Raw genomic sequence first — 18,044 nt, forward strand, 5'->3', positions numbered from 1 at the left:
CACGCGTACGCCGCACACCGGCCGCTCCCACGGGAGCGGCCGGTGTGCGGCGTACTCGCCACGGGCGTCAGGCGACCGAGGAGATCAGGACCGCGACCGGGCGGCCGTCCGCGAGCGCGGCGGACACCGCCGCACGCACCGCACGGCCCACGTCCAGCGCCCGGAACCCGTCGGCCGTTGCGACCTCGACCCGTACCCGGTCCGCTGCCGTGTGCACGGCGCCGCCGCCCAGCTCCGCCGTCAGGCACACCACGCCCGCCGTCGCCGCCGCGGCCTCACCCGCCGCGTCCGAGGGCGTCACGGCCGTGGGGGCACGTTCCGGAGCCGGTGGCAAGGGGCTGTCCGGCAGCGACGCCACCCGCAGATCCACTTCGGAGACCACGAGGCCCAGCCGGTCCGCCGCCGCCCTGGCCAGCGCCGACCGCAGGGCCGCCGTCACGGCCGGCAGCGGCTCCCCGCTCCACACCGCGATCTCCGCCGCGATCCGGTGGTCGCCCGGCGGCAGGGCGCTCGGCGGCGGGGGCACCGCGGGCTCGCCCGCCGCTGCGTGGTCCGCGAGCCGCACGTCGAGCCGGGTCACGGCCGCCCCCCGTACCGCCTTCGCCGCGGCCTTGACGAGCACCGAGGCGGCCGCGCGTTCAGCCAGCCAGGTGCCGTCCTCAGGCCCTCCCAGCGCCACCAGCCTGCCGAGCCCCATCGCCCGTCGCATGCGCCCCATCGCTCCCGCAGTGCTCATTCCTCCAGCCTGCCGCATCCCCGGCGCGGAACCGGGCAACCGCACTTAATGTGGGCAAAGGGAGGTAATCACCACCCGAAAGGACACCGCGATGACTGAGACAGGTGAGCGCAACCGGCCCCAGAACACGGGGAACGAAACGGCCGGCGGTGGCGAGCCGTCGTCCCGCAGGACCTCGATCGGCAAGCGGGTGGAACCCGGCGTCCGCGGACGCACCACGATCGCCGACGGCGTCGTGGAGAAGATCGCCGGACTTGCCGCGCGGGACGTCGTCGGCGTCCACGCCATGGGCAGCGGTCTCTCCCGCACCATCGGAGCCGTACGCGACCGGGTGCCCGGCGGTGGCGCCAGGGCCGGTGTGACGCGCGGCGTCAAGGCCGAGGTCGGTGAGGTGCAGACCGCCCTGGACCTGGAGATCGTCGTCGACTACGGCGTCGCCATCGCCGATGTCGCGCGCGACGTCCGCGAGAACGTCGTCGCCGCCGTCGAGCGGATGACCGGCCTGGAGGTGGTCGAGGTCAACATCGCCGTGAGCGACGTCAAGCTGCCCGATGAGGAAGAGGACGAGGCGGAGCCGCGTCTCCAGTAGAGGAGCTCAGAATGAGCATGGCCGTGGTCGGCATGGTGGCCGGCATGGCGCTCGGATTCGCCGGGTACTTCGGCGGGTTCGGGGCGTTTCTGCTCGTCGCCGCATTGGGGGCGGTCGGTTTCGTGGCGGGCAGGTTTCTCGAGGGCGACCTGGAGGTCGGTGACTTCTTCCGGGGTCGCGATCGTGGCGAAGGGCGGCGGTGACGCACGGTGGCCGCCGACCGTGTGGCCCCCGCCGAACGCGGCGCGACCACCATCGCCGACCGCGTCGTGGCGAAGATCGCCACGCAGGCGGCACGGGAGGCCCTCGGGCGTCGGCCCGAGGGCGCCTCGCCGCCGCACGCGATGGTCGTCGTGCACCACGACACGGCTCGGGTCCGCGTCAGTCTCGAACTCGACTACCCGGGTGACATCGGCCGCCAGTGCGGCGCGGTGCGTCGTCAAGTGACCCAACGGGTAAGGACGTTGGCGGGGATGGAGGTGCCCGAGGTGGCGGTGCAGGTCGAGCGCCTGCACTCCGTCCACTCGCGGCACTCGGCCCAGGGGAGGATTCGATGACCGAGCCCGGACAGAGCCACCGGCCCGTCCGTGAACTGGACCAGTCCGCCTCCGCCGCGGCCTACGACCCCGCGCCGGTCCCCCCGGAAGGCGAGCACGGCGGGGCGGGGCGCTTCTGGTCGGCGCGCCGCGTCCCCGCCGCGCTGCTGGCCCTGGTGGTCCTCGCGGGATCGGGGCTGTTGCTCTACGACGTCGCCGCGGTACGGGCCGGCCGACCCGCCATGTACTGGCGGCGCGCCCTGGCCGGCCACCTCGACCGATGGCGTCTCGACGAGGTGGCGGTCCTCGCGGTCGCCGCGGCGGCGGTGCTCGTCGGCGTCTGGCTGATCGTTCTCGCGGTGACGCCGGGGCTGCGCGGGGTGCTGCCCATGCATCGCGACCGCGCGCACGTACGGGCCGGACTGGACCGGCAGGCGGCGGCGCTCGTGCTGCGCGACCGCGCGATGGAGGTGTCCGGAGTGCAGTCCGTACGGGTCCGGATGGGACGCACCAAGGCCACGGTGCGTGCCCGCTCCCACTTCCGCGAACTCGACGACGTACGCGCCGACCTGGACACCGCGCTCGGAATCGGCCTCAAGGAACTGGGCCTCGCCAGACCCCCCGCCCTGGCCGTCCACGTCGGCCGCCCTCCGGCCGGAAAGCTCAGGAGCGAGGGGTGAGACGGATGATCAAAACGGTCAACCGGGTCGTGCTCGGCCTCGCCGGGCTGGTGCTGGTGTGCGCGGGCGGCGCCGTACTGGCGGCAGGGACCGGGCTGTCCGTGCCCTCGTGGTGGCCCTGGAGCGGGCGGCGCGACGTGCTGCTCAGCGATGCGGACCGAATGAGGTGGCGGGACGAGGGCTGGTGGTGGCCGCTCGTCATCGCGGTCCTCGCGGCGCTGGTGCTGCTGGCCCTGTGGTGGCTTCTCGCACAGCTGCGCCGCCCCCGCCTCGCCGAGGTCCTCGTGGACACCGGCGACGGAGAGGGCGCGCTGCTGCGCGGCCGGGCGCTGGAGCACGTGATGACGGGGGAGGCGGAGTCGCTGGAGGGCGTCTCCCACGCACGGGTCCTGCTGACGGGCCGCAGCCGCAGGGCTCCCCAGGCGAGGATCCTGCTGCGACTGGAGCCCCATGCGGCTCCGGCCGAGACGGTGTCCCGGCTGGTCGACGAGGCGGTGGCGCATGCGCGGGAGTCGGCGGGGCTGTCGTCGCTGCCGACCGAGACGAGGCTGCGGATCGCGAAGCACAAGGCGCAACGCGTGACATGAAGGGCACCGAGGGCGCGTCGCCCCCGGTGCCCCGGTCCGCGGCCGCCGTCAGAAACCGTGCCGCGCCCCGCCGTCCACCGGGAGCATGACGCCCGTCAGGTACGACGCCGCCGGTGACAGCAGGAACGCCGCGACCGTGCCGAACTCCGCCGGCGTGCCGTAGCGCCGCAGCGGGATCCGCGACTCGTTGCCCGTGCGCGCCGCCTCCGCGTCGCCGGACAGCGCGTCGAGCTCCCGGACCCGGTCCGTGTCGATGCGTGAGGGGAGCAGACCGATCACGCGGATGCCCCGCGGCCCCAGTTCGTCGGCGAGGGACTTGGCGAAGCCCGCGAGACCGGGGCGCAGCCCGTTGGAGATCGTCAGGCCGGGAATCGGTTCGTGGACGGACCCCGACAGGACGAAGCCGATCACGCCGCCCTCGTTCAGTTCCGCCGCCGCGGTCCGAGCCAGCCGCACCGCGCCCAGGAAGACCGACTCGAACGCCGACCGCCACTGCTCGTCCGTGTTGTCCGCGACGAAGCCCGGTGCCGGACCGCCCACGCTGATGAGAATGCCGTCGAAGCGGCCGAAGTGCGCGCGGGCCGCCGCCACCAGGCGCTCGGCGCCGGCCGGGTCGGCGTTGTCCGTCGCCAGGCCCACCGCGTTCGGTCCCAGTTCGGCAGCCGCTTCCTTGACCGTCTTCTCGTCCCGGCCCGTGATGACAACCTTCGCGCCGTCGGCCACCAGGGCCCGCGCGGAGGCGTTGCCCAGGCCGCGGGAGGCGCCGGTGACGATGTAGACGCGTTCCTTCAGTCCAAGATCCATGGGCCTATCCTGCCGCCTCGTGCCGGCCCAGCGCGAGGGCGGTGTGCACCAGCCCGATATGGCTGAACGCCTGGGGGAAGTTGCCGAGCTGGCGGCCCGCCACCGGGTCGTACTCCTCGGACAGCAGGCCCACGTCGTTGCGCAGTGCCAGCAGGTGTTCGAACATCTCGCGTGCCTCCTCCACACGCCCCGTCATGCACAGCGCGTCCGTCATCCAGAACGAGCACGCCAGGAACGCGCCCTCGCCGCCCGGCAGGCCGTCGACGGAGATGCCCTCCGTGCTGTAGCGCCGCACCAGCGGGCCGCTGCCGAGCTCGGCCTGCACCGCCTTGATCGTGCCGAGGACCCGGGGATCGTCCGGGGGCAGGAAGCCGACGTGCGGGATCAGCAGCGTCGCCGCGTCCAGGTCCGTCGAGCCGTACGACTGCGTGAACGTGTTCCGCACCGGGTCGAAGCCCTTCTCGCACACCTCCCGGTGCACCTCGTCGCGCATCGTGCGCCAGCGCGCGGCGTCCCCGCGCAGCGCCGGGTGGGCCTCCAGGGTGCGTACGGCGCGATCGGCCGCGACCCACGCCATGATCTTGGAGTGCACGAAGTGGCGGCGCGGCCCGCGCACCTCCCACAGCCCCTGGTCCGGTTCTCGCCACTTCGACTCCAGGAAGCCGAGGAGGCTCAACTGGATGTTCCACGCGTGCCGCTCGGCCTTCAGGCCCGCCGCCCTGGCCAGGAAGAGCGAGTCGATCACCTCGCCGTAGACGTCGAGCTGGAGCTGGTAGGCCGCGTCGTTGCCGACGCGGACCGGGACGGACCCGGCGTAGCCGCCGAGCCAGCCCAGCTCCATCTCGGCCAGTCGGCGTTCGCCCGCGAGGCCGTACATGATCTGCAGGTCGGCGGGGTCGCCGGCCACCGCGCGCAGCAGCCAGTCGCGCCAGGCCGCCGCCTCGTCGAGATAGCCCGCCGCGAGCAGCGCGCCGAGCGTCAGAGTGGAGTCGCGCAGCCAGCAGAAGCGGTAGTCCCAGTTGCGCACACCGCCGATCTCCTCGGGGAGCGACGTCGTCGGGGCGGCGACGATGCCGCCCGTGGGCGCGTAGGTGAGCGCCTTGAGGGTGATCAGTGAGCGCAGGACCGCATCCCGGTACGGGCCCTCGTAACGGCACCGGGACGACCACTCGGCCCAGTCCTCCAGGCAGTGGCGCAGCGCTTCATGGGGGTCGACCAGCGCGGGGCGCGGCTTGTGCGACGGGTGCCAGGTGAGGACGAAGGCCACCTTCTCGCCCGCCGCGACGGTGAACGCCGAGCAGGTGCTGAACTGCTGGCCCCAGGTCTGCACCTGGGGTTCGCTGCGCAGCCAGACGGAGTCGGGGCCCGCCACGGCGACCCGGTGGCCGTCGGCGCGCCGCATCCAGGGCACGATGTCGCCGTAGTCGAAGCGCAGCCGCAGGACGGAGGCCATCTCGACGGTGCCGCTGACGCCTGCCACGATGCGCACCACGTCGGGGGCTTTGTCCCTTTGTGGCATGAAATCAAGCACTTTGACGGTTCCTGTGCGAGTCTGCCACGTCGTCTCGAGTACCAGTGACTCATCGACATATCGACGACTCGTGCACCGGACGGCGCCCTTGGGTGCGAGCCGCCAGTGCCCGTTCTCCTCGTTGCCGACGAGCGCCGCGAAGCAGGCCGCGGAGTCGAACCGGGGCAGGCACAGCCAGTCGATCGAACCGTCGGCACCGACCAGTGCCGCGGTCTGCAGATCACCGATGAGGGCGTAGTCCTCGATACGTTGGGTCACGCTCTGGCGTGTTCCCGGCCCGGTCGGCCGTTAAGCAGCCGCGTGGGCCGGTTCCGGCGTGCCGTTCGCGGCCGCCGCCGCTCTGTCCCGCTTCTCCCGCCGTACGAGAATCGACCAGCCGACAGGCACGGCCGCGGCGAACAGCCACCACTGGACGGCATACGCCATGTGCGCGCCGATGGAGTCGTGGTCGGGGTCGGGGATCTGTTCCGGGCCGGCCGCGGCGGACTTCGGGTCCGTCTGCTCCAGATAGCCGCCGAGCACCGGGCGGTCCAGCAGCTTCGCCTGCTGCTTGCTGTTGATCAGCATCACCTGGCGGGGCGGCAGACCGGCCAGGTCCTTGATGCCGCTCGCACCGGTCGTCTCGTCCGCTTTGAGCCGGCCGGTGACGGTGACGGTGTGCCCGGGTGCGGGCGGCACCTCGGGGAACGCCTTCTGGTCGGCGGCGGCCGGCACCCAGCCGCGGTTGACGAGCACCGCTGAGCCGTCGGCCAGCAGCAGGGGAGTCAGCACATGGAAGCCGACGCGGTCGTCGGCGTTGGTGCGGCGGCGTACGACGACCTCATGGGCCGGGTCGAAGGTGCCCGTCGCGGTGACCTGCCGCCAGTAGTCGTCCCGCGGGACGGTGTGCCCGGGGGACGTCAGGTCGGACACCGGCACCGGCGCGGCTTCCAGGTTCCGGGCGATCAGGGAGTTCTGCGCGACGCGGCGCTCGTGGCGGTGCAGCTGCCAGAAGCCCAGCTCGACCATCGTGGGGATGAGAACGAGGGCGATGAGGGTGAGGATCACCCACTGCCGGGACAACAGGAAGCGGTACACGGCTTCGACCGTACCTGCTAGTTCCCCGGCGCCGGGACGGGGGGTCCCGGTGGCGCCCCGTCCCGGCGCCGGGGCACGGCGGGGTCACACCCTGTCGACGATGCCGGCCCTCCCCTCGGCGCGGGCGCAGTGCGCGCCGCAGTACCAGTGGCCCTCGGCCTCGACACCCTGGCCGATGATCTGGACCCGGCAGTGCTCACAGATGGGCGCCATGCGGTGAATGGCGCAGGAGAAGCAGTCGAAGACGTGCACCGCGCCCTGCGCGTGCACCTCGAAGGACATGCCGTAGTCGTTTCCGCAAACCTCGCAACGTGCCATGCGCCACAGGGTGGGACGCGCGGCGGGCGGGGGCGAGCGGGCGGCGGGCGAGTCGCGCCGGGTTCACTCCGATGCGGGTGCCGTGCCCGGCAGCATTTCCTGCGCCGCCCCGCGGTCCGTCCCCGGCTCCGTCACGTGCTCCACGCGCTCCGACCGCTGCTCGGGCGGACCCGCCGGGCGTCCCGGCGCAGGGACGCCTCCCGTGGCCGTGGCCGCGGCGGTGCCCGCCGCCGGGACCACGTGCCCCAACAGCTGGGTGAACGCCGCCTCGTCGACGACCGGTGTGCCGTACGAAGCGGCCTTGAGCGCCTTCGACGTCGACGCGTGCGGGTCGTTGGTCACCAGCAGGCTCGTCAGCCGCGACACGCTCGTGGCGACGTGCAGGCCCTCCTCGGTCGCCCGGTCCTCCAGCAACTCGCGCTCTATGGAGGTGTCGCCGGAGAACGCCACCCGCATGCCCTGCTTCAGCTGCCCGCCCGGCTCGTACCTGCCCGGGTTGGGGTAGGGGCACGGGGGCCGCTTGCGCGACGGCCGCCAGCTGCTCCGCCCGTACGACGGCTGGTAGCCGACGCGCGGTGCGGGCGGGGTGTCGGACCACTCGGTCAGCGGGCGGCACTCCAGCAGCGGCAGCCGTACGCCGTCGCTCGCCGCCGAGTGCAGACTCGGCCGGAACGCCTCGGCCAGCACCCGCGCGTCGTCCAGCGCGTGGTGGGCCCGCTGCTGCACGACGCCGTAGTGCGCGGCGAGGGTCTCCAGCCTGAAGTTGGGCAGTGGCAGCGCGAGCTCCCTGGCGAGCGCGATGGTGCACAGACGCTGCCGGACCGGCGCCGTCCGCCCCGCGCGCGCGTACTCCCGGGCGAGCATGCCCCAGTCGAACTTGGCGTTGTGCGCGACCAGGACGCGGCCCTCCAGGCGCTCGGTGAGTTCGTCGGTGATGTCACCGAAGAGCGGCGCGCCGCGGAGCATCTCGCTCGTCAGACCGTGGATCTCGACCGGGCCGGGATCGCGCTCGGGGTTGACGAGGGTGTACCAGTGGTCCTCGATGTCGCCCCGGGAGTCCAGGCGGTAGACGGCAGCGGACACTATCCGGTCGTAGTGGTGCAGGCCGGTGGTCTCCACGTCGACGACCGCGTACCCGTCGGGGTACGCGGTCGGCCACGTCGTCGCTGCGGTCGTACGGTCGTCGAGCATGGTCACAGAGAATACGGGCCGGGACCGACAACGCAGGACGGCCCCGTGCTACCGGCGCCCCGCACCGGGCGACGCCCGATCTCCGGTCCCGTTCCGGCGGGTTGTCCGGGCGCGGTTCACGGCTCGGGTGAGACGCTCCGGGAATGAGTGACCAGACTTCGCGGCAGGCGCACGACGAACCGCACGGCGACGGACTCGGCACGCGTCTCAACTGGCTGCGCGCCGCTGTCCTCGGTGCCAACGACGGAGTCGTCTCCACCGCCGGCCTCGTCGTGGGCGTCGCCGGTGCGACCGACGCGCGCGGGACCCTGCTCACCGCGGGCCTCGCCGGACTGCTCGCGGGCTCCATGTCGATGGCCGCGGGCGAATACGTCTCCGTGTCCACCCAGCGGGACTCGGAGAAGGCCGCGCTCGCCGTCGAGAGGCGGGAGCTGCGCGAGCAGCCCCAGGCCGAACTCGACGAACTCACCCAGCTGTTGGCCGAGCGCGGCCTGTCCCGCGACGTGGCCAGGGAGGCCGCCGAGCAGCTCACCGAACGGGACGCCCTGCGCGCGCACGCGCGCGTGGAACTCGGGATCGACCCCGACCGGCTGACCAATCCCTGGCACGCGGCGGGCGCGAGCTTCCTCGCCTTCACGGCGGGCGCGCTGCTGCCGCTGCTCGCGATCGTCCTGCCGCCCTCATCGGCGCGCCTGTACGTCACGGTCCTGTCGGTGCTCGCGGCCCTGGCCCTCACCGGCTGGTGGAGCGCCCGTCTGGGCGCGGCGGAACCGGGCCCCGCCGTGCTGCGCAACACCGCCGGCGGGGCGCTGGCCATGGCGGTGACGTACGCGGCCGGGACGCTGCTGGGCGCGGCGGGCGTCTGAGGGTCAGTCGCGCCACCGGGGCGTGTCCGCGCCCAGGAGCCCTGCTGGGCGGGCCCAGCCGGCGGGGCCGCCGTCGAACGCGACCGCGGGCAGGGCATGGCGCAGCCGGCCCATGGGGCTGTCCGTCTCGGTGAGCCACCGCTCGGCGTCGTACTCGCCGGGGGCGGCGTCCGGTGTCTTCTCCAGGCCGTTCACCAGCCACGCGGCCGTCTGCGCGAGAGCCAGCTCGACCAGCCGCGCGCCGCCCGTCCCGTGCTGCTCGGTCAGCGCCCGCAGCACGCCGGCGGCGAGCAGGTAGCCGGTGCCGTGGTCCAGGGCCTGCGCGGGCAGTGCCCCCGGACGCTCCCCGTCCCCTTCAATCTCCGCGATACCGGAGGCGGCCTGGACCAGGCTGTCGAAACCGCGCCGGTCCGCCCACGGCCCGTACCGCCCCCACGCGGACAGCCGGGCCACGACCAGGCCGGGGCGCCGTACCGCCAGCTCCTCGGGTGCGAGACCGAACCGGTCCAGGGCGCCCGGCCGGTAGCCGGTGACCACCACGTCGGCGGAGGAGAGCAGGTCCTCGAAGGTGTCCCGGTCCGCGGCGACGGCCAGGTCGAGCCGGGTGGACCGCTTGCCCATGCCCGTGTCGTTGTGGGCCTCCTGACTCTCCGGCAGCCCCGGGGAGTCGACCCTCAGCACATCGGCGCCGAGCAGGGCCAGGGTGCGGGTGGCGACCGGGCCCGCCAGCACTCTGGTCAGGTCGAGCACGCGCAGCCCCGCACAGGGCAGCGCCGCCGAACCGCCCGTCACCCTCGGCGCGGAGCCGTCCCCGACGCGCCGCACGACCAGCAGAGGGTGCGCGGCCGCGGCAGCGCCCTGCGGATGCCCGGCCCACTCCTTCGGACCGCGTGCGGCGACGGCCAGGCCGCCCGCCGCGTACACGGTCTCCTCGACGTCCAGCGCCCGCCGCTCAGCGACGGAGGCCGCGACGGCGTCCTCGCCCGCGTCGCCGGGCAGGCCGAGTGCGGCGAGCAACCGGGCCCGGTGGTGCGGGTAATTGGCGTGCGTCCGCACCCAGCCGTCGGCCGCGCGCCAGAAGCGGGACAGGGGGGCGAACGTCACCGCGGCCGCTTGGTCCACCCTCACCAGCCGGTCGCTGAGGAACGCCGCGGTCACGGCGCCGTCGTCCACGCGGACCGCCGGGACGGGGCCGCCGGTGCGGCGGGCGGCGAGTTCCGCGGCGGCCAGTGAGCACACGGCCACCGTGGACCGCGCGAGTTCCATGACCGGCAGACGGGCCGGCAGCGCGCCCCGGCCCCCGTACGTCACGCGGTCCGAAAGAGCGGGATCGCCGCCCAGAGCGGCCCAGGCAGCGGCCGTGCCGCTCGAAGATGTCCGACCCATGGAGCCACTATGGCACCGAGTGCCATGCGAAGGGGCCCGGCGCGGAAAACCGCACCGGGCCCCGGGGAGCAGAGCTCAGAGGTGACTAGCGGCGAACGGCGTCGAGAGCGTCGGCGACGCCCTCACCGTAGAAGCCGTTCTTGTCCTCGTCGCCCTCGCAGACCGCGTCGACCGTCCCGTTCTTGTCGATGTCGTACGGGTTGGTGCAGGCGGTGTCGTCGGCCTGCACGGAGAGCAGGGCCTTCACCATCGCCGGCGACGCGTACGGATGCGTCGACTTGATCAGCGCGGCGACACCCGCGACGTGCGGCGAGGCCATCGACGTACCGGCCTTGTAGCCGAAGCCGCCGCCGGGCAGGGTCGACAGGATCCGGCCGTCGACGGCCGGCGCGTCGGGCGCCTGGTAGCGGGTGGCGTCGCCGCCGGGGGCGGAGATGTCGATGACGCCGTTGCCGTAGTTGGAGTACGAGGACTTCAGGTTCTTCGCGCCCAGCGCGGAGACCGTGACGACGCCCGGGATCTGCGTCGGGATGTCCAGGCACTCGGCCGGGTTGACCTTGCGCTCGACCGGCGTGGTGTCGTTCGGGCTCGAGGTGTCGGTGAGCTCGTCGGCCGCGAGGTCCATCCGCGAGTTGCCGGCCGCGGCGACGTTCACCGCGCCCTTGCTCTCCGCGTACCGGATGGCGCGCCGGTGCGACTCGATCAGAGCGGCCTGGTCGGCGTCGTTCTTGCAGTTGAACAGCCACGGGTCGGTGTAGTAGCTGTTGTTGGTCACGTCGACACCGTGCTCGGCGGCCCACACGAAGCCGCAGACGACGGCCTCGGTGTAGAAGAAGCCGTCGGGCTGCGAGACCTTGATGCCGGAGACCTTCACGCCCGGAGCGACACCCGTGATGCCGGTGCCGTTCTTCGCCGCCGCGATCGTGCCCGCGACGTGCGTGCCGTGGTCGCTCTCCGTCGGGCCCGGGCGCCAGGCGCCGTCCGCCGTGTCGGGCACACCGCCGACACAGCTGACGGATGCCTCGCGGTCGAAGTTGGGCGCCAGGTCCGGGTGCGTGTCGTCGACACCCGTGTCGATGACCGCGACCGTGACCTTCTTGCTGCCGAGCGTCTTCTCGTGGGCCTTGTCCGCCTTGATGGCGGGCAGGTCCCACTGCAGCGGCTCGAGCGCGTCCTGGCCCGCCGCCGCCTGCCCCGCCGCCGCCTTTGCCTCCTCGGCGGTGAGCGGGCGCTCCGACTCGATGGCCGTGTCCGCCACGGGCGCGAGCGGGGCGGTGCGCGTGGCACCGGCCGACGCGACTCCGCGGACCTGACGGATCGTCTCCGCGAACGCAGGGTTCTGCGAGTGGACGACGATGACGCCTATCTGGTCGTACGCGTGGACGATCGATCCACCGGCCTTGGCTATCGCCTTCTTGACGGCCTTCGAGGTGCCGTGACCGCCCTGGACGTTGACCACGTAGGACAGCTTCGGACCGTCCGTCCGGACCGCTGCCGGAACGTCGTCGGTGATTGCTGCCGACGCCGTACCCGCCGGCAGGAATCCGAGGGAGGCCGTGAGCGCCAGACCGGCGGGCAGCGCGAGTGCGCGCCGTCGTCTGGATCCCAGATGAGCCATGGGTTCTCCACATCATCCGTGAAAAAACCGCCCAAACACCCCTTGCGAATGGGCGGGTTATGCCGGGCGAAGCTATCGCTGATCAAGGCGGCTCTTCAATGGATCCGCGCAGATGTACGACAACAAGTAGGACAAGAAGTGCAGAGGAAAAAGACCGAACGTGAACCGGTTCGGTGCCCGGTCCGTGCCGTTGTCAGGGAGTGGAGCAACATCACACAGCTCCCGCAGGCAACATCCCCATGACCGTCACCACCGAACCCGCGTCGCGAGGAGTCTCCGTGGCCACCGATGCACCGCCGCCCCCGGGCGGTAAGGGCGCCAGCCCCGCCCAGCCCACGACAGAGTCGTTCGTCCAGGTGCAGGAGAGTGCGGAATTCGGCGAACTGCGCCGCGCCTACCGCTCCTTCGCCTTCCCCCTGACCGTCGCGTTCATCGCCTGGTACCTGCTCTACGTCCTGCTCTCGAACTACGCCGGCGCCTTCATGGGCACGAAGCTCTTCGGCAACATCAACGTCGCCCTGGTCTTCGGCCTCGCCCAGTTCGCCACCACGTTCCTCATCGCCTGGTTCTACTCGCGGCACGCCGCCGCGAAGCTCGACCCCAAGGCGGAAGCCATCAAGTCCCGTATGGAGGCCGACGCATGAGCCCCACGCTCCAGCTCGCGGCGTCGAGCGCGACCACCGAGCACCGGCCGCTCATCATCACCCTGTTCGCCGCTTTCGTCGTCGCCACCCTCTTCATCACGGTGTGGGCGGGCCGGCAGACCAAGGACGCCTCCGACTTCTACGCGGGCGGCCGCCAGTTCACCGGCTTCCAGAACGGCCTCGCCATCTCCGGCGACTACATGTCGGCCGCCTCGTTCCTCGGCATCGCCGGCGCCATCGCCCTCTTCGGCTACGACGGCTTCCTCTACTCGATCGGCTTCCTGGTCGCCTGGCTCGTCGCCCTGCTGCTCGTCGCGGAACCGCTGCGCAACTCCGGGCGCTACACGATGGGCGACGTCCTCGCCTACCGCATGCGCCAGCGCCCCGTGCGCACCGCGGCGGGTACGTCCACGATCGTCGTCTCGATCTTCTACCTGCTGGCCCAGATGGCGGGCGCCGGCGTCCTCGTCTCCCTGCTGCTCGGCATCACCAGCGACGGCGGGAAGATCGCCATCGTGGCCCTCGTCGGTCTGCTGATGATCGTGTACGTCACCATCGGCGGCATGAAGGGCACCACCTGGGTGCAGATGGTCAAGGCCGTCCTGCTCATCGCGGGCACCCTGCTCATCACGTTCCTGGTGCTGCTGAAGTTCAACTTCAACATCTCCGACCTGCTCGGCCAGGCGGCCGAGAAGAGCGGCAAGGGCGCGGCGTTCCTTGAGCCCGGCCTCAAGTACGGCGCCACCGGGACGTCCAAGCTGGACTTCATCTCGCTCGGCATCGCGCTCGTCCTCGGCACCGCGGGCCTGCCGCACATCCTGATCCGCTTCTACACCGTGCCCACCGCGAAGGCCGCCCGTAAGTCCGTCAACTGGGCCATCGGCATCATCGGCGCCTTCTACCTGATGACCATCGCGCTCGGCTTCGGCGCGGCGGCGCTCGTCGGACCGGCGGAGATCACCGCGTCCAACAAGGCGGGCAACACGGCGGCACCCCTGCTGGCCCTGCACATCGGCGGTGTCGACTCGGCGGGCGGCGCCATCCTCCTCGCCGTGATCTCCGCCGTCGCCTTCGCCACCATCCTGGCCGTGGTCGCGGGCCTCACCCTCGCCTCCTCGTCGTCCTTCGCGCACGACATCTACGCCAACGTCATCCGCAAGGGACAGGCCACCGAGAAGGAGGAGGTCCGCGCGGCCCGCTGGGCGACCGTCGCCATCGGCATCGTGTCCATCGCGCTCGGCGCCCTCGCTCGCGACCTGAACGTCGCCGGCCTGGTCGCCCTCGCCTTCGCGGTCGCCGCGTCCGCGAACCTGCCGACGATCCTGTACAGCCTGTTCTGGAAGAGATTCACCACCCAGGGCGCCCTGTGGTCCATCTACGGCGGCCTGGTCGCCTCGGTCGTCCTGGTGCTCTTCTCGCCGGTCGTCTCCGGCAAGCCCACCTCGATGTTCCCCGACGCCGACTTCTCCTGGTTCCCGCTGGAGAACCCCGGCCTGATCTCCATCCCGGTCGGCTTCCTGCTCGGCTGGATCGGCTCCCTGCTGTCCAAGGAGGAGCCCGACAAGGGCAAGTACGCCGAGCTGGAGGTCAAGTCCCTCACCGGTGTCGGCGCGCACTGAGTGAGCCCGCCGACACACCGCCGTAGCGGCCGCGTCGTAGAGTCCTACGACGCGGCCGTGCCGCGCCTCGTGCCAAATGGGCCACACGCGATGTCCGTGCCCTGACGTAGGCTCGGAAGAGTCAGATCCGCGAATGGGGAGGGGGCCCACAGTGCTCATCGACACCTTTGGCCGAGTGGCTACCGACCTGCGGGTTTCCCTGACCGACCGGTGCAACCTGCGATGTACGTACTGCATGCCCGAAGAGGGCCTGCAGTGGCTGAAGAAGCCCGACCTGCTCACCGACGACGAGATCGTCCGCCTGATCCGCATCGCGGTCACCGACCTCGGCATCACCGAGGTCCGCTTCACCGGCGGCGAGCCCCTGCTGCGCCCCGGCCTCGTCGGCATCGTCGAGCGTGTCGCCGCCCTCGAGCCCCGCCCGAAGATGTCCCTGACCACCAACGGCATCGGACTCAAGCGCACCGCGGAGGCCCTCAAGACCGCCGGCCTCGACCGGGTCAACGTCTCCCTCGACACCCTGCGCCCCGACGTCTTCAAGACGCTCACCCGCCGCGACCGCCACCACGACGTGCTCGACGGGCTGGAGGCCGCCCGCGCCGCCGGACTCACCCCGGTCAAGGTCAACGCGGTCCTCATGCCGGGGCTCAACGACGACGAGGCCCCCGACCTGCTCGCCTGGGCCGTCGAGAACGACTACGAGCTGCGGTTCATCGAGCAGATGCCGCTGGACGCCCAGCACGGCTGGAAGCGGGACGGGATGATCACGGCCGGTGACATCCTCGCCTCTCTGCGTACACGATTCTCGCTCACCCCCGAAGGTGACGCCGCCCGTGGCTCCGCGCCCGCGGAGCGGTGGGTCGTCGACGGCGGGTCGCACCGCGTCGGCGTCATCGCCTCCGTCACCCGCCCCTTCTGCCGGGCCTGCGACCGCACACGCCTCACCGCGGACGGCCAGGTGCGCACCTGCCTGTTCGCCACCGAGGAGACGGACCTGCGGGCGGCGCTGCGCTCGGACGCGCCGGACGAGGAGATTGCCCGCATATGGCGGCTGGCGATGTGGGGGAAGAAGGCCGGATCCGGTCTGGACGACCCGTCGTTCCTCCAGCCCGAGCGCCCCATGTCAGCGATCGGCGGCTGATCCGCCCTCCCGCCCCCGCGCGCGCTCCCACTCCTCCAGGGCCACGACGTCCTTGAGGAACCCTCGCACGCCGAGGAACTGCGAGAGGTGCTCCCGGTGCTCCTCGCAGGCCAGCCAGGTCTTGCGGCGCTCGGGGGTGTGCAGCTTCGGGTTGTTCCACGCGAGGACCCAGACGGCGTCGGCGCGGCAGCCCTTGGCGGAACAGATCGGGGTTTCGTCACTCACCCGATCATTGTCCCCACATGGCGACGCCGGGCAGCCACGGGGGGAGCTGCCCGGCGTCGGTCCGTCGCTCCGACGGGGGATGCGGAGCGCCTAGGCAGTATGTCACGGGTAACGGGCCACCGTGCACAGGAACTTCATGATTGATCTGAGGTTTTCCTGAGGTTCGCGGGCCCCGTCACGGACGGTCGTCATCAGCCCTGTTCGGACATGGGGCGCTCATGCGTGAAAGATCCGCCGGCCGACGAGGAGTCCTCGGGCGCCGGCTCGATCATGGGCCGCGACGGCGGGGCCACGAACGTCGACGGCAGAGACGGCGCGTGCTCCCGGCCCGCATTGGCGATGACCACGGAGATGTACGGCAGGACAACGCCGAGCACCAGGGCGACGACGGCCACATGGCGTTCCACGTTCCACAGGACCGCGGCGAGGATCACCGACACCGTGCGCACGGACATGGAGATCACATAGCGCCGCTGCCGACCGCGGACATCGTCGGCGAGCCCCTGCCGGGCCCCCGTGATCCGGAAGACCTCCGTGCCGCCCCGCCTGCGCATCTGCTCCACCACCCGAATTCCGCGCCGGACGATCCCGGACGTCCCGCGCTGACCCCATCAACGGTACGCCGCGACTGCGCCGCCTTCGAGAGCGGGTGGCCCCCGGTCCTGCGTGCCCCGTCTGCGCCGGGACGCGTACGGGTGCCTTCGACATGCGCCGTACGGCCCAGGGGCCGAGACTGGCAGGCGTAACTGCTCGCTGGGAGCCGTACAAGGAGGCAGCCATGGGCTGGTTGTGGGCGATCATCGTGGGATTCGTGCTCGGCCTGATCGCGAAGGCGGTCATCCCCGGCAAGCAGCACAGTCCTCTCTGGCTGACCACCATCTTCGGCATCATCGGGGCGATCATCGGCAACGCCCTCGCCCGGGGCTTCGGAATCCAGGAGACCCCCGGCATCGACTGGGGCCGGCACGCACTTCAGCTCGCGGCGGCCATCGTCATCGTGTTCCTGGGCGACATGGCGTACACCGCGGCCCGCGGCGGCAGGAAACGCCGCGCATGACGGGCCGCCGTCGCCGGACGACGGCGTGACGGAACGGCACAACGGATCACGGACGACGGCGGCGGCCGGGAGGGCACAGAGCCCGCCCGGCCGCCGCCGTTCTTCCGTCCTGCCCGGTCAGCCCGCCGTGACCTCGACCGCCGCCAGGTTCTTCTTGCCGCGGCGCAGCACCAGCCAGCGCCCGTGCAGCAGTTCCTCCGGCGTCGCCACGGCGTCCTCGGCGGTGACCTTCACGTTGTTCACGTAGGCACCGCCCTCCTTCACCGTGCGCCGGGCGGCCGACTTGCTGGCGACCAGGCCCACCTCGGCGAACAGGTCCACGACCGGCGCCAGCTCGGACACCCGCGCCTGAGGCAGCTCCGAGAGCGCCGCACGCAGCGTCGGCTCGTCGAGCTCGTCGAGCTCGCCCTGCCCGAACAGCGCCTTGGACGCGTTGATCACCGCGGCGCACTGGTCGGCGCCGTGCACCAGGGTCGTCAGCTCCTCGGCCAGCGCGCGCTGCGCGGCGCGGGCCTGCGGACGCTCCGCCGTCTGCTTCTCCAGCTCCTCGAGCTCCTCACGGCTCTTGAAGCTGAGGACGCGCAGGTACCGGTTGATGTCCCGGTCGTCCGTGTTCAGCCAGAACTGGTAGAACGCGTACGGCGTGGTCATCTCCGGGTCGAGCCAGAGCGTGCCGGTCTCCGACTTGCCGAACTTGGTGCCGTCGGCCTTGGTCATCAGCGGAGTGGCCAGCGCGTGCACCTCCGCGTCGGGCTCCAGGCGGTGGATCAGGTCCAGGCCCGCCGTGAGGTTGCCCCACTGGTCGCTGCCGCCCTGCTGCAGGGTGCAGCCGTACCGCCGGTACAGCTCCAGGAAGTCCATGCCCTGCAGCAGCTGGTAGCTGAACTCCGTGTAGCTGATGCCCTGTTCGGACTCCAGGCGCCGGGCGACGGAGTCCTTGGTGAGCATCTTGTTGACGCGGAAGTGCTTGCCGATGTCCCGCAGGAACTCGATCGCGGACATGCCCGCGGTCCAGTCCAGGTTGTTCACCATGATCGCGGCGTTGTCGCCCTCGAAGGAGAGGTACGGCTCGATCTGCGCACGCAGCCGGGTCACCCACTGCGCGATCGTCTCCGGATCGTTCAGCGTGCGCTCGGCGGTCGGCCGCGGGTCACCGATCTGACCCGTGGCCCCGCCCACCAGCGCCAGCGGCCGGTGCCCGGCCAGCTGGAGCCGGCGCACGGTGAGCACCTGCACCAGGTGCCCGACGTGGAGGCTCGCCGCCGTCGGGTCGAAGCCGCAATAGAAGGTGACGGGACCGTCCGCGAGCGCCTTGCGCAAAGCGTCCTCGTCAGTGGACTGGGCGATCAGCCCGCGCCACTTCAGCTCGTCGACGATGTCCGTCACGGTTCTTCCGTCTCCTCGTACGTGAATGGATCGGTGGGAGTCAGTCTAGGCGG

Annotated in this window: 21 protein-coding genes; 10 read left to right on the forward strand and 11 right to left on the reverse strand. The window is 71.8% G+C overall.

Annotated features, from left to right (window positions below; genetic code table 11):
• Positions 1-67 precede the first annotated feature (67 nt).
• On the reverse strand, positions 68-736 hold the full coding sequence (locus tag AB0K02_RS09210) for a nucleopolyhedrovirus P10 family protein (protein ID WP_365991709.1): 669 nt from the start codon (positions 734-736) through the stop codon (positions 68-70).
• A 91-nt stretch (positions 737-827) separates the two neighbouring features.
• Here AB0K02_RS09210 and AB0K02_RS09215 point away from each other — a divergent pair, with 91 nt between their 5' ends.
• Genes AB0K02_RS09215 through amaP form a run of 5 tightly spaced genes read left to right on the forward strand, consistent with a single transcriptional unit; the run spans position 828 to position 3,128 of the window.
• A complete protein-coding gene (locus tag AB0K02_RS09215; RefSeq protein WP_365991710.1) occupies positions 828-1,325 on the forward strand; it encodes an Asp23/Gls24 family envelope stress response protein in 498 nt (165 codons plus the stop codon).
• Positions 1,326-1,336: 11 nt separating this feature from the next.
• Complete coding sequence (locus tag AB0K02_RS09220; RefSeq protein WP_365991711.1) at positions 1,337-1,528, forward strand: hypothetical protein; 192 nt, start codon at positions 1,337-1,339, stop codon at positions 1,526-1,528.
• Between the two features lie 6 nt (positions 1,529-1,534).
• Positions 1,535-1,882, forward strand: coding sequence for a hypothetical protein (locus AB0K02_RS09225; RefSeq protein WP_365991712.1), 348 nt, complete (start codon positions 1,535-1,537; stop codon positions 1,880-1,882).
• Positions 1,879-2,541, forward strand: a complete 663-nt coding sequence (locus AB0K02_RS09230) for a DUF6286 domain-containing protein (RefSeq protein WP_365991713.1) — start codon at positions 1,879-1,881, stop codon at positions 2,539-2,541. The genes AB0K02_RS09225 and AB0K02_RS09230 overlap by 4 nt, the downstream gene beginning before the upstream one ends.
• A gap of 5 nt (positions 2,542-2,546) precedes the next feature.
• Positions 2,547-3,128: an alkaline shock response membrane anchor protein AmaP gene (amaP, locus tag AB0K02_RS09235; protein ID WP_365991762.1), complete on the forward strand. Its 582-nt coding sequence runs from the start codon at positions 2,547-2,549 to the stop codon at positions 3,126-3,128.
• Between the two features lie 48 nt (positions 3,129-3,176).
• On the opposite strand, the gene AB0K02_RS09240 is transcribed toward amaP, so the two are convergent.
• The 5 genes from AB0K02_RS09240 to AB0K02_RS09260 all read right to left on the reverse strand — a co-directional run bounded on the left by AB0K02_RS09240 (position 3,177) and on the right by AB0K02_RS09260 (position 8,055).
• Entirely contained in the window at positions 3,177-3,932 is a 756-nt protein-coding gene (locus AB0K02_RS09240; protein ID WP_365991715.1) for an SDR family oxidoreductase, read from the reverse strand.
• Between the two features lie 4 nt (positions 3,933-3,936).
• Positions 3,937-5,721, reverse strand: coding sequence for a glycoside hydrolase family 15 protein (locus AB0K02_RS09245; RefSeq protein WP_365991716.1), 1,785 nt, complete (start codon positions 5,719-5,721; stop codon positions 3,937-3,939).
• A gap of 30 nt (positions 5,722-5,751) precedes the next feature.
• Complete coding sequence (locus tag AB0K02_RS09250; RefSeq protein WP_365991717.1) at positions 5,752-6,540, reverse strand: SURF1 family protein; 789 nt, start codon at positions 6,538-6,540, stop codon at positions 5,752-5,754.
• A gap of 84 nt (positions 6,541-6,624) precedes the next feature.
• Positions 6,625-6,858, reverse strand: coding sequence for a hypothetical protein (locus AB0K02_RS09255; protein ID WP_005319131.1), 234 nt, complete (start codon positions 6,856-6,858; stop codon positions 6,625-6,627).
• Positions 6,859-6,921: 63 nt separating this feature from the next.
• Positions 6,922-8,055, reverse strand: a complete 1,134-nt coding sequence (locus AB0K02_RS09260) for a DEDDh family exonuclease (RefSeq protein ID WP_365991718.1) — start codon at positions 8,053-8,055, stop codon at positions 6,922-6,924.
• A gap of 137 nt (positions 8,056-8,192) precedes the next feature.
• Between AB0K02_RS09260 and AB0K02_RS09265 the strand changes: the two genes are divergently transcribed.
• A complete protein-coding gene (locus AB0K02_RS09265; protein WP_365991719.1) occupies positions 8,193-8,915 on the forward strand; it encodes a VIT family protein in 723 nt (240 codons plus the stop codon).
• A 3-nt stretch (positions 8,916-8,918) separates the two neighbouring features.
• On the opposite strand, the gene AB0K02_RS09270 is transcribed toward AB0K02_RS09265, so the two are convergent.
• Together AB0K02_RS09270 and AB0K02_RS09275 are read right to left on the reverse strand one after the other, a co-directional pair.
• Positions 8,919-10,301, reverse strand: a complete 1,383-nt coding sequence (locus AB0K02_RS09270; protein ID WP_365991720.1) for a CoA transferase — start codon at positions 10,299-10,301, stop codon at positions 8,919-8,921.
• A gap of 85 nt (positions 10,302-10,386) precedes the next feature.
• Positions 10,387-11,919: a S8 family serine peptidase gene (locus tag AB0K02_RS09275; protein WP_365991721.1), complete on the reverse strand. Its 1,533-nt coding sequence runs from the start codon at positions 11,917-11,919 to the stop codon at positions 10,387-10,389.
• A 278-nt stretch (positions 11,920-12,197) separates the two neighbouring features.
• Here AB0K02_RS09275 and AB0K02_RS09280 point away from each other — a divergent pair, with 278 nt between their 5' ends.
• From AB0K02_RS09280 to moaA, 3 genes are all read left to right on the forward strand, one after another.
• On the forward strand, positions 12,198-12,563 hold the full coding sequence (locus AB0K02_RS09280; protein WP_365991722.1) for a DUF485 domain-containing protein: 366 nt from the start codon (positions 12,198-12,200) through the stop codon (positions 12,561-12,563).
• The gene (locus tag AB0K02_RS09285; protein ID WP_365991723.1) at positions 12,560-14,182 is read left to right on the forward strand and encodes a cation acetate symporter; all 1,623 of its coding nucleotides are present in this window, start codon (positions 12,560-12,562) and stop codon (positions 14,180-14,182) included. Before AB0K02_RS09280 ends, AB0K02_RS09285 begins: the two co-directional genes overlap by 4 nt.
• A gap of 151 nt (positions 14,183-14,333) precedes the next feature.
• Entirely contained in the window at positions 14,334-15,323 is a 990-nt protein-coding gene (gene moaA, locus AB0K02_RS09290; RefSeq protein WP_365991724.1) for a GTP 3',8-cyclase MoaA, read from the forward strand.
• Here the strand turns inward: moaA and AB0K02_RS09295 are convergent.
• Together AB0K02_RS09295 and AB0K02_RS09300 are read right to left on the reverse strand one after the other, a co-directional pair.
• Positions 15,306-15,548, reverse strand: coding sequence for a hypothetical protein (locus AB0K02_RS09295; protein WP_365991725.1), 243 nt, complete (start codon positions 15,546-15,548; stop codon positions 15,306-15,308). The two genes, moaA and AB0K02_RS09295, sit on opposite strands and share 18 nt — an antisense overlap.
• Positions 15,549-15,739: 191 nt before the next feature.
• Positions 15,740-16,102, reverse strand: a complete 363-nt coding sequence (locus AB0K02_RS09300) for a DUF3099 domain-containing protein (protein WP_365991763.1) — start codon at positions 16,100-16,102, stop codon at positions 15,740-15,742.
• A 224-nt stretch (positions 16,103-16,326) separates the two neighbouring features.
• Here AB0K02_RS09300 and AB0K02_RS09305 point away from each other — a divergent pair, with 224 nt between their 5' ends.
• Entirely contained in the window at positions 16,327-16,605 is a 279-nt protein-coding gene (locus tag AB0K02_RS09305) for a GlsB/YeaQ/YmgE family stress response membrane protein (protein WP_365991726.1), read from the forward strand.
• Positions 16,606-16,722: 117 nt separating this feature from the next.
• Here the strand turns inward: AB0K02_RS09305 and tyrS are convergent, their stop codons facing one another.
• Positions 16,723-17,991, reverse strand: a complete 1,269-nt coding sequence (tyrS, locus tag AB0K02_RS09310) for a tyrosine--tRNA ligase (RefSeq protein WP_365991727.1) — start codon at positions 17,989-17,991, stop codon at positions 16,723-16,725.
• Positions 17,992-18,044: the final 53 nt, after the last annotated feature.

It is taken from the genome of Streptomyces sp. NPDC049597 (assembly GCF_040675505.1).
GTDB lineage: Bacteria > Actinomycetota > Actinomycetes > Streptomycetales > Streptomycetaceae > Streptomyces.

Bases quoted from the DNA above. Each gene is read 5' to 3' on its own strand.
- AB0K02_RS09210 (WP_365991709.1), bottom strand. From the start codon at position 736: ATGAGCACTGCGGGAGCGATGGGGCGCATGCGACGGGCGATGGGGCTC.
- AB0K02_RS09215 (WP_365991710.1), top strand. From the start codon at position 828: ATGACTGAGACAGGTGAGCGCAACCGGCCCCAGAACACGGGGAACGAA.
- AB0K02_RS09220 (WP_365991711.1), top strand. From the start codon at position 1,337: ATGAGCATGGCCGTGGTCGGCATGGTGGCCGGCATGGCGCTCGGATTC.
- AB0K02_RS09230 (WP_365991713.1), top strand. From the start codon at position 1,879: ATGACCGAGCCCGGACAGAGCCACCGGCCCGTCCGTGAACTGGACCAG.
- amaP (WP_365991762.1), top strand. From the start codon at position 2,547: ATGATCAAAACGGTCAACCGGGTCGTGCTCGGCCTCGCCGGGCTGGTG.
- AB0K02_RS09240 (WP_365991715.1), bottom strand. From the start codon at position 3,932: ATGGATCTTGGACTGAAGGAACGCGTCTACATCGTCACCGGCGCCTCC.
- AB0K02_RS09255 (WP_005319131.1), bottom strand. From the start codon at position 6,858: ATGGCACGTTGCGAGGTTTGCGGAAACGACTACGGCATGTCCTTCGAG.
- AB0K02_RS09265 (WP_365991719.1), top strand. From the start codon at position 8,193: ATGAGTGACCAGACTTCGCGGCAGGCGCACGACGAACCGCACGGCGAC.
- AB0K02_RS09270 (WP_365991720.1), bottom strand. From the start codon at position 10,301: ATGGGTCGGACATCTTCGAGCGGCACGGCCGCTGCCTGGGCCGCTCTG.
- AB0K02_RS09275 (WP_365991721.1), bottom strand. From the start codon at position 11,919: ATGGCTCATCTGGGATCCAGACGACGGCGCGCACTCGCGCTGCCCGCC.
- AB0K02_RS09285 (WP_365991723.1), top strand. From the start codon at position 12,560: ATGAGCCCCACGCTCCAGCTCGCGGCGTCGAGCGCGACCACCGAGCAC.
- AB0K02_RS09300 (WP_365991763.1), bottom strand. From the start codon at position 16,102: ATGCGCAGGCGGGGCGGCACGGAGGTCTTCCGGATCACGGGGGCCCGG.
- AB0K02_RS09305 (WP_365991726.1), top strand. From the start codon at position 16,327: ATGGGCTGGTTGTGGGCGATCATCGTGGGATTCGTGCTCGGCCTGATC.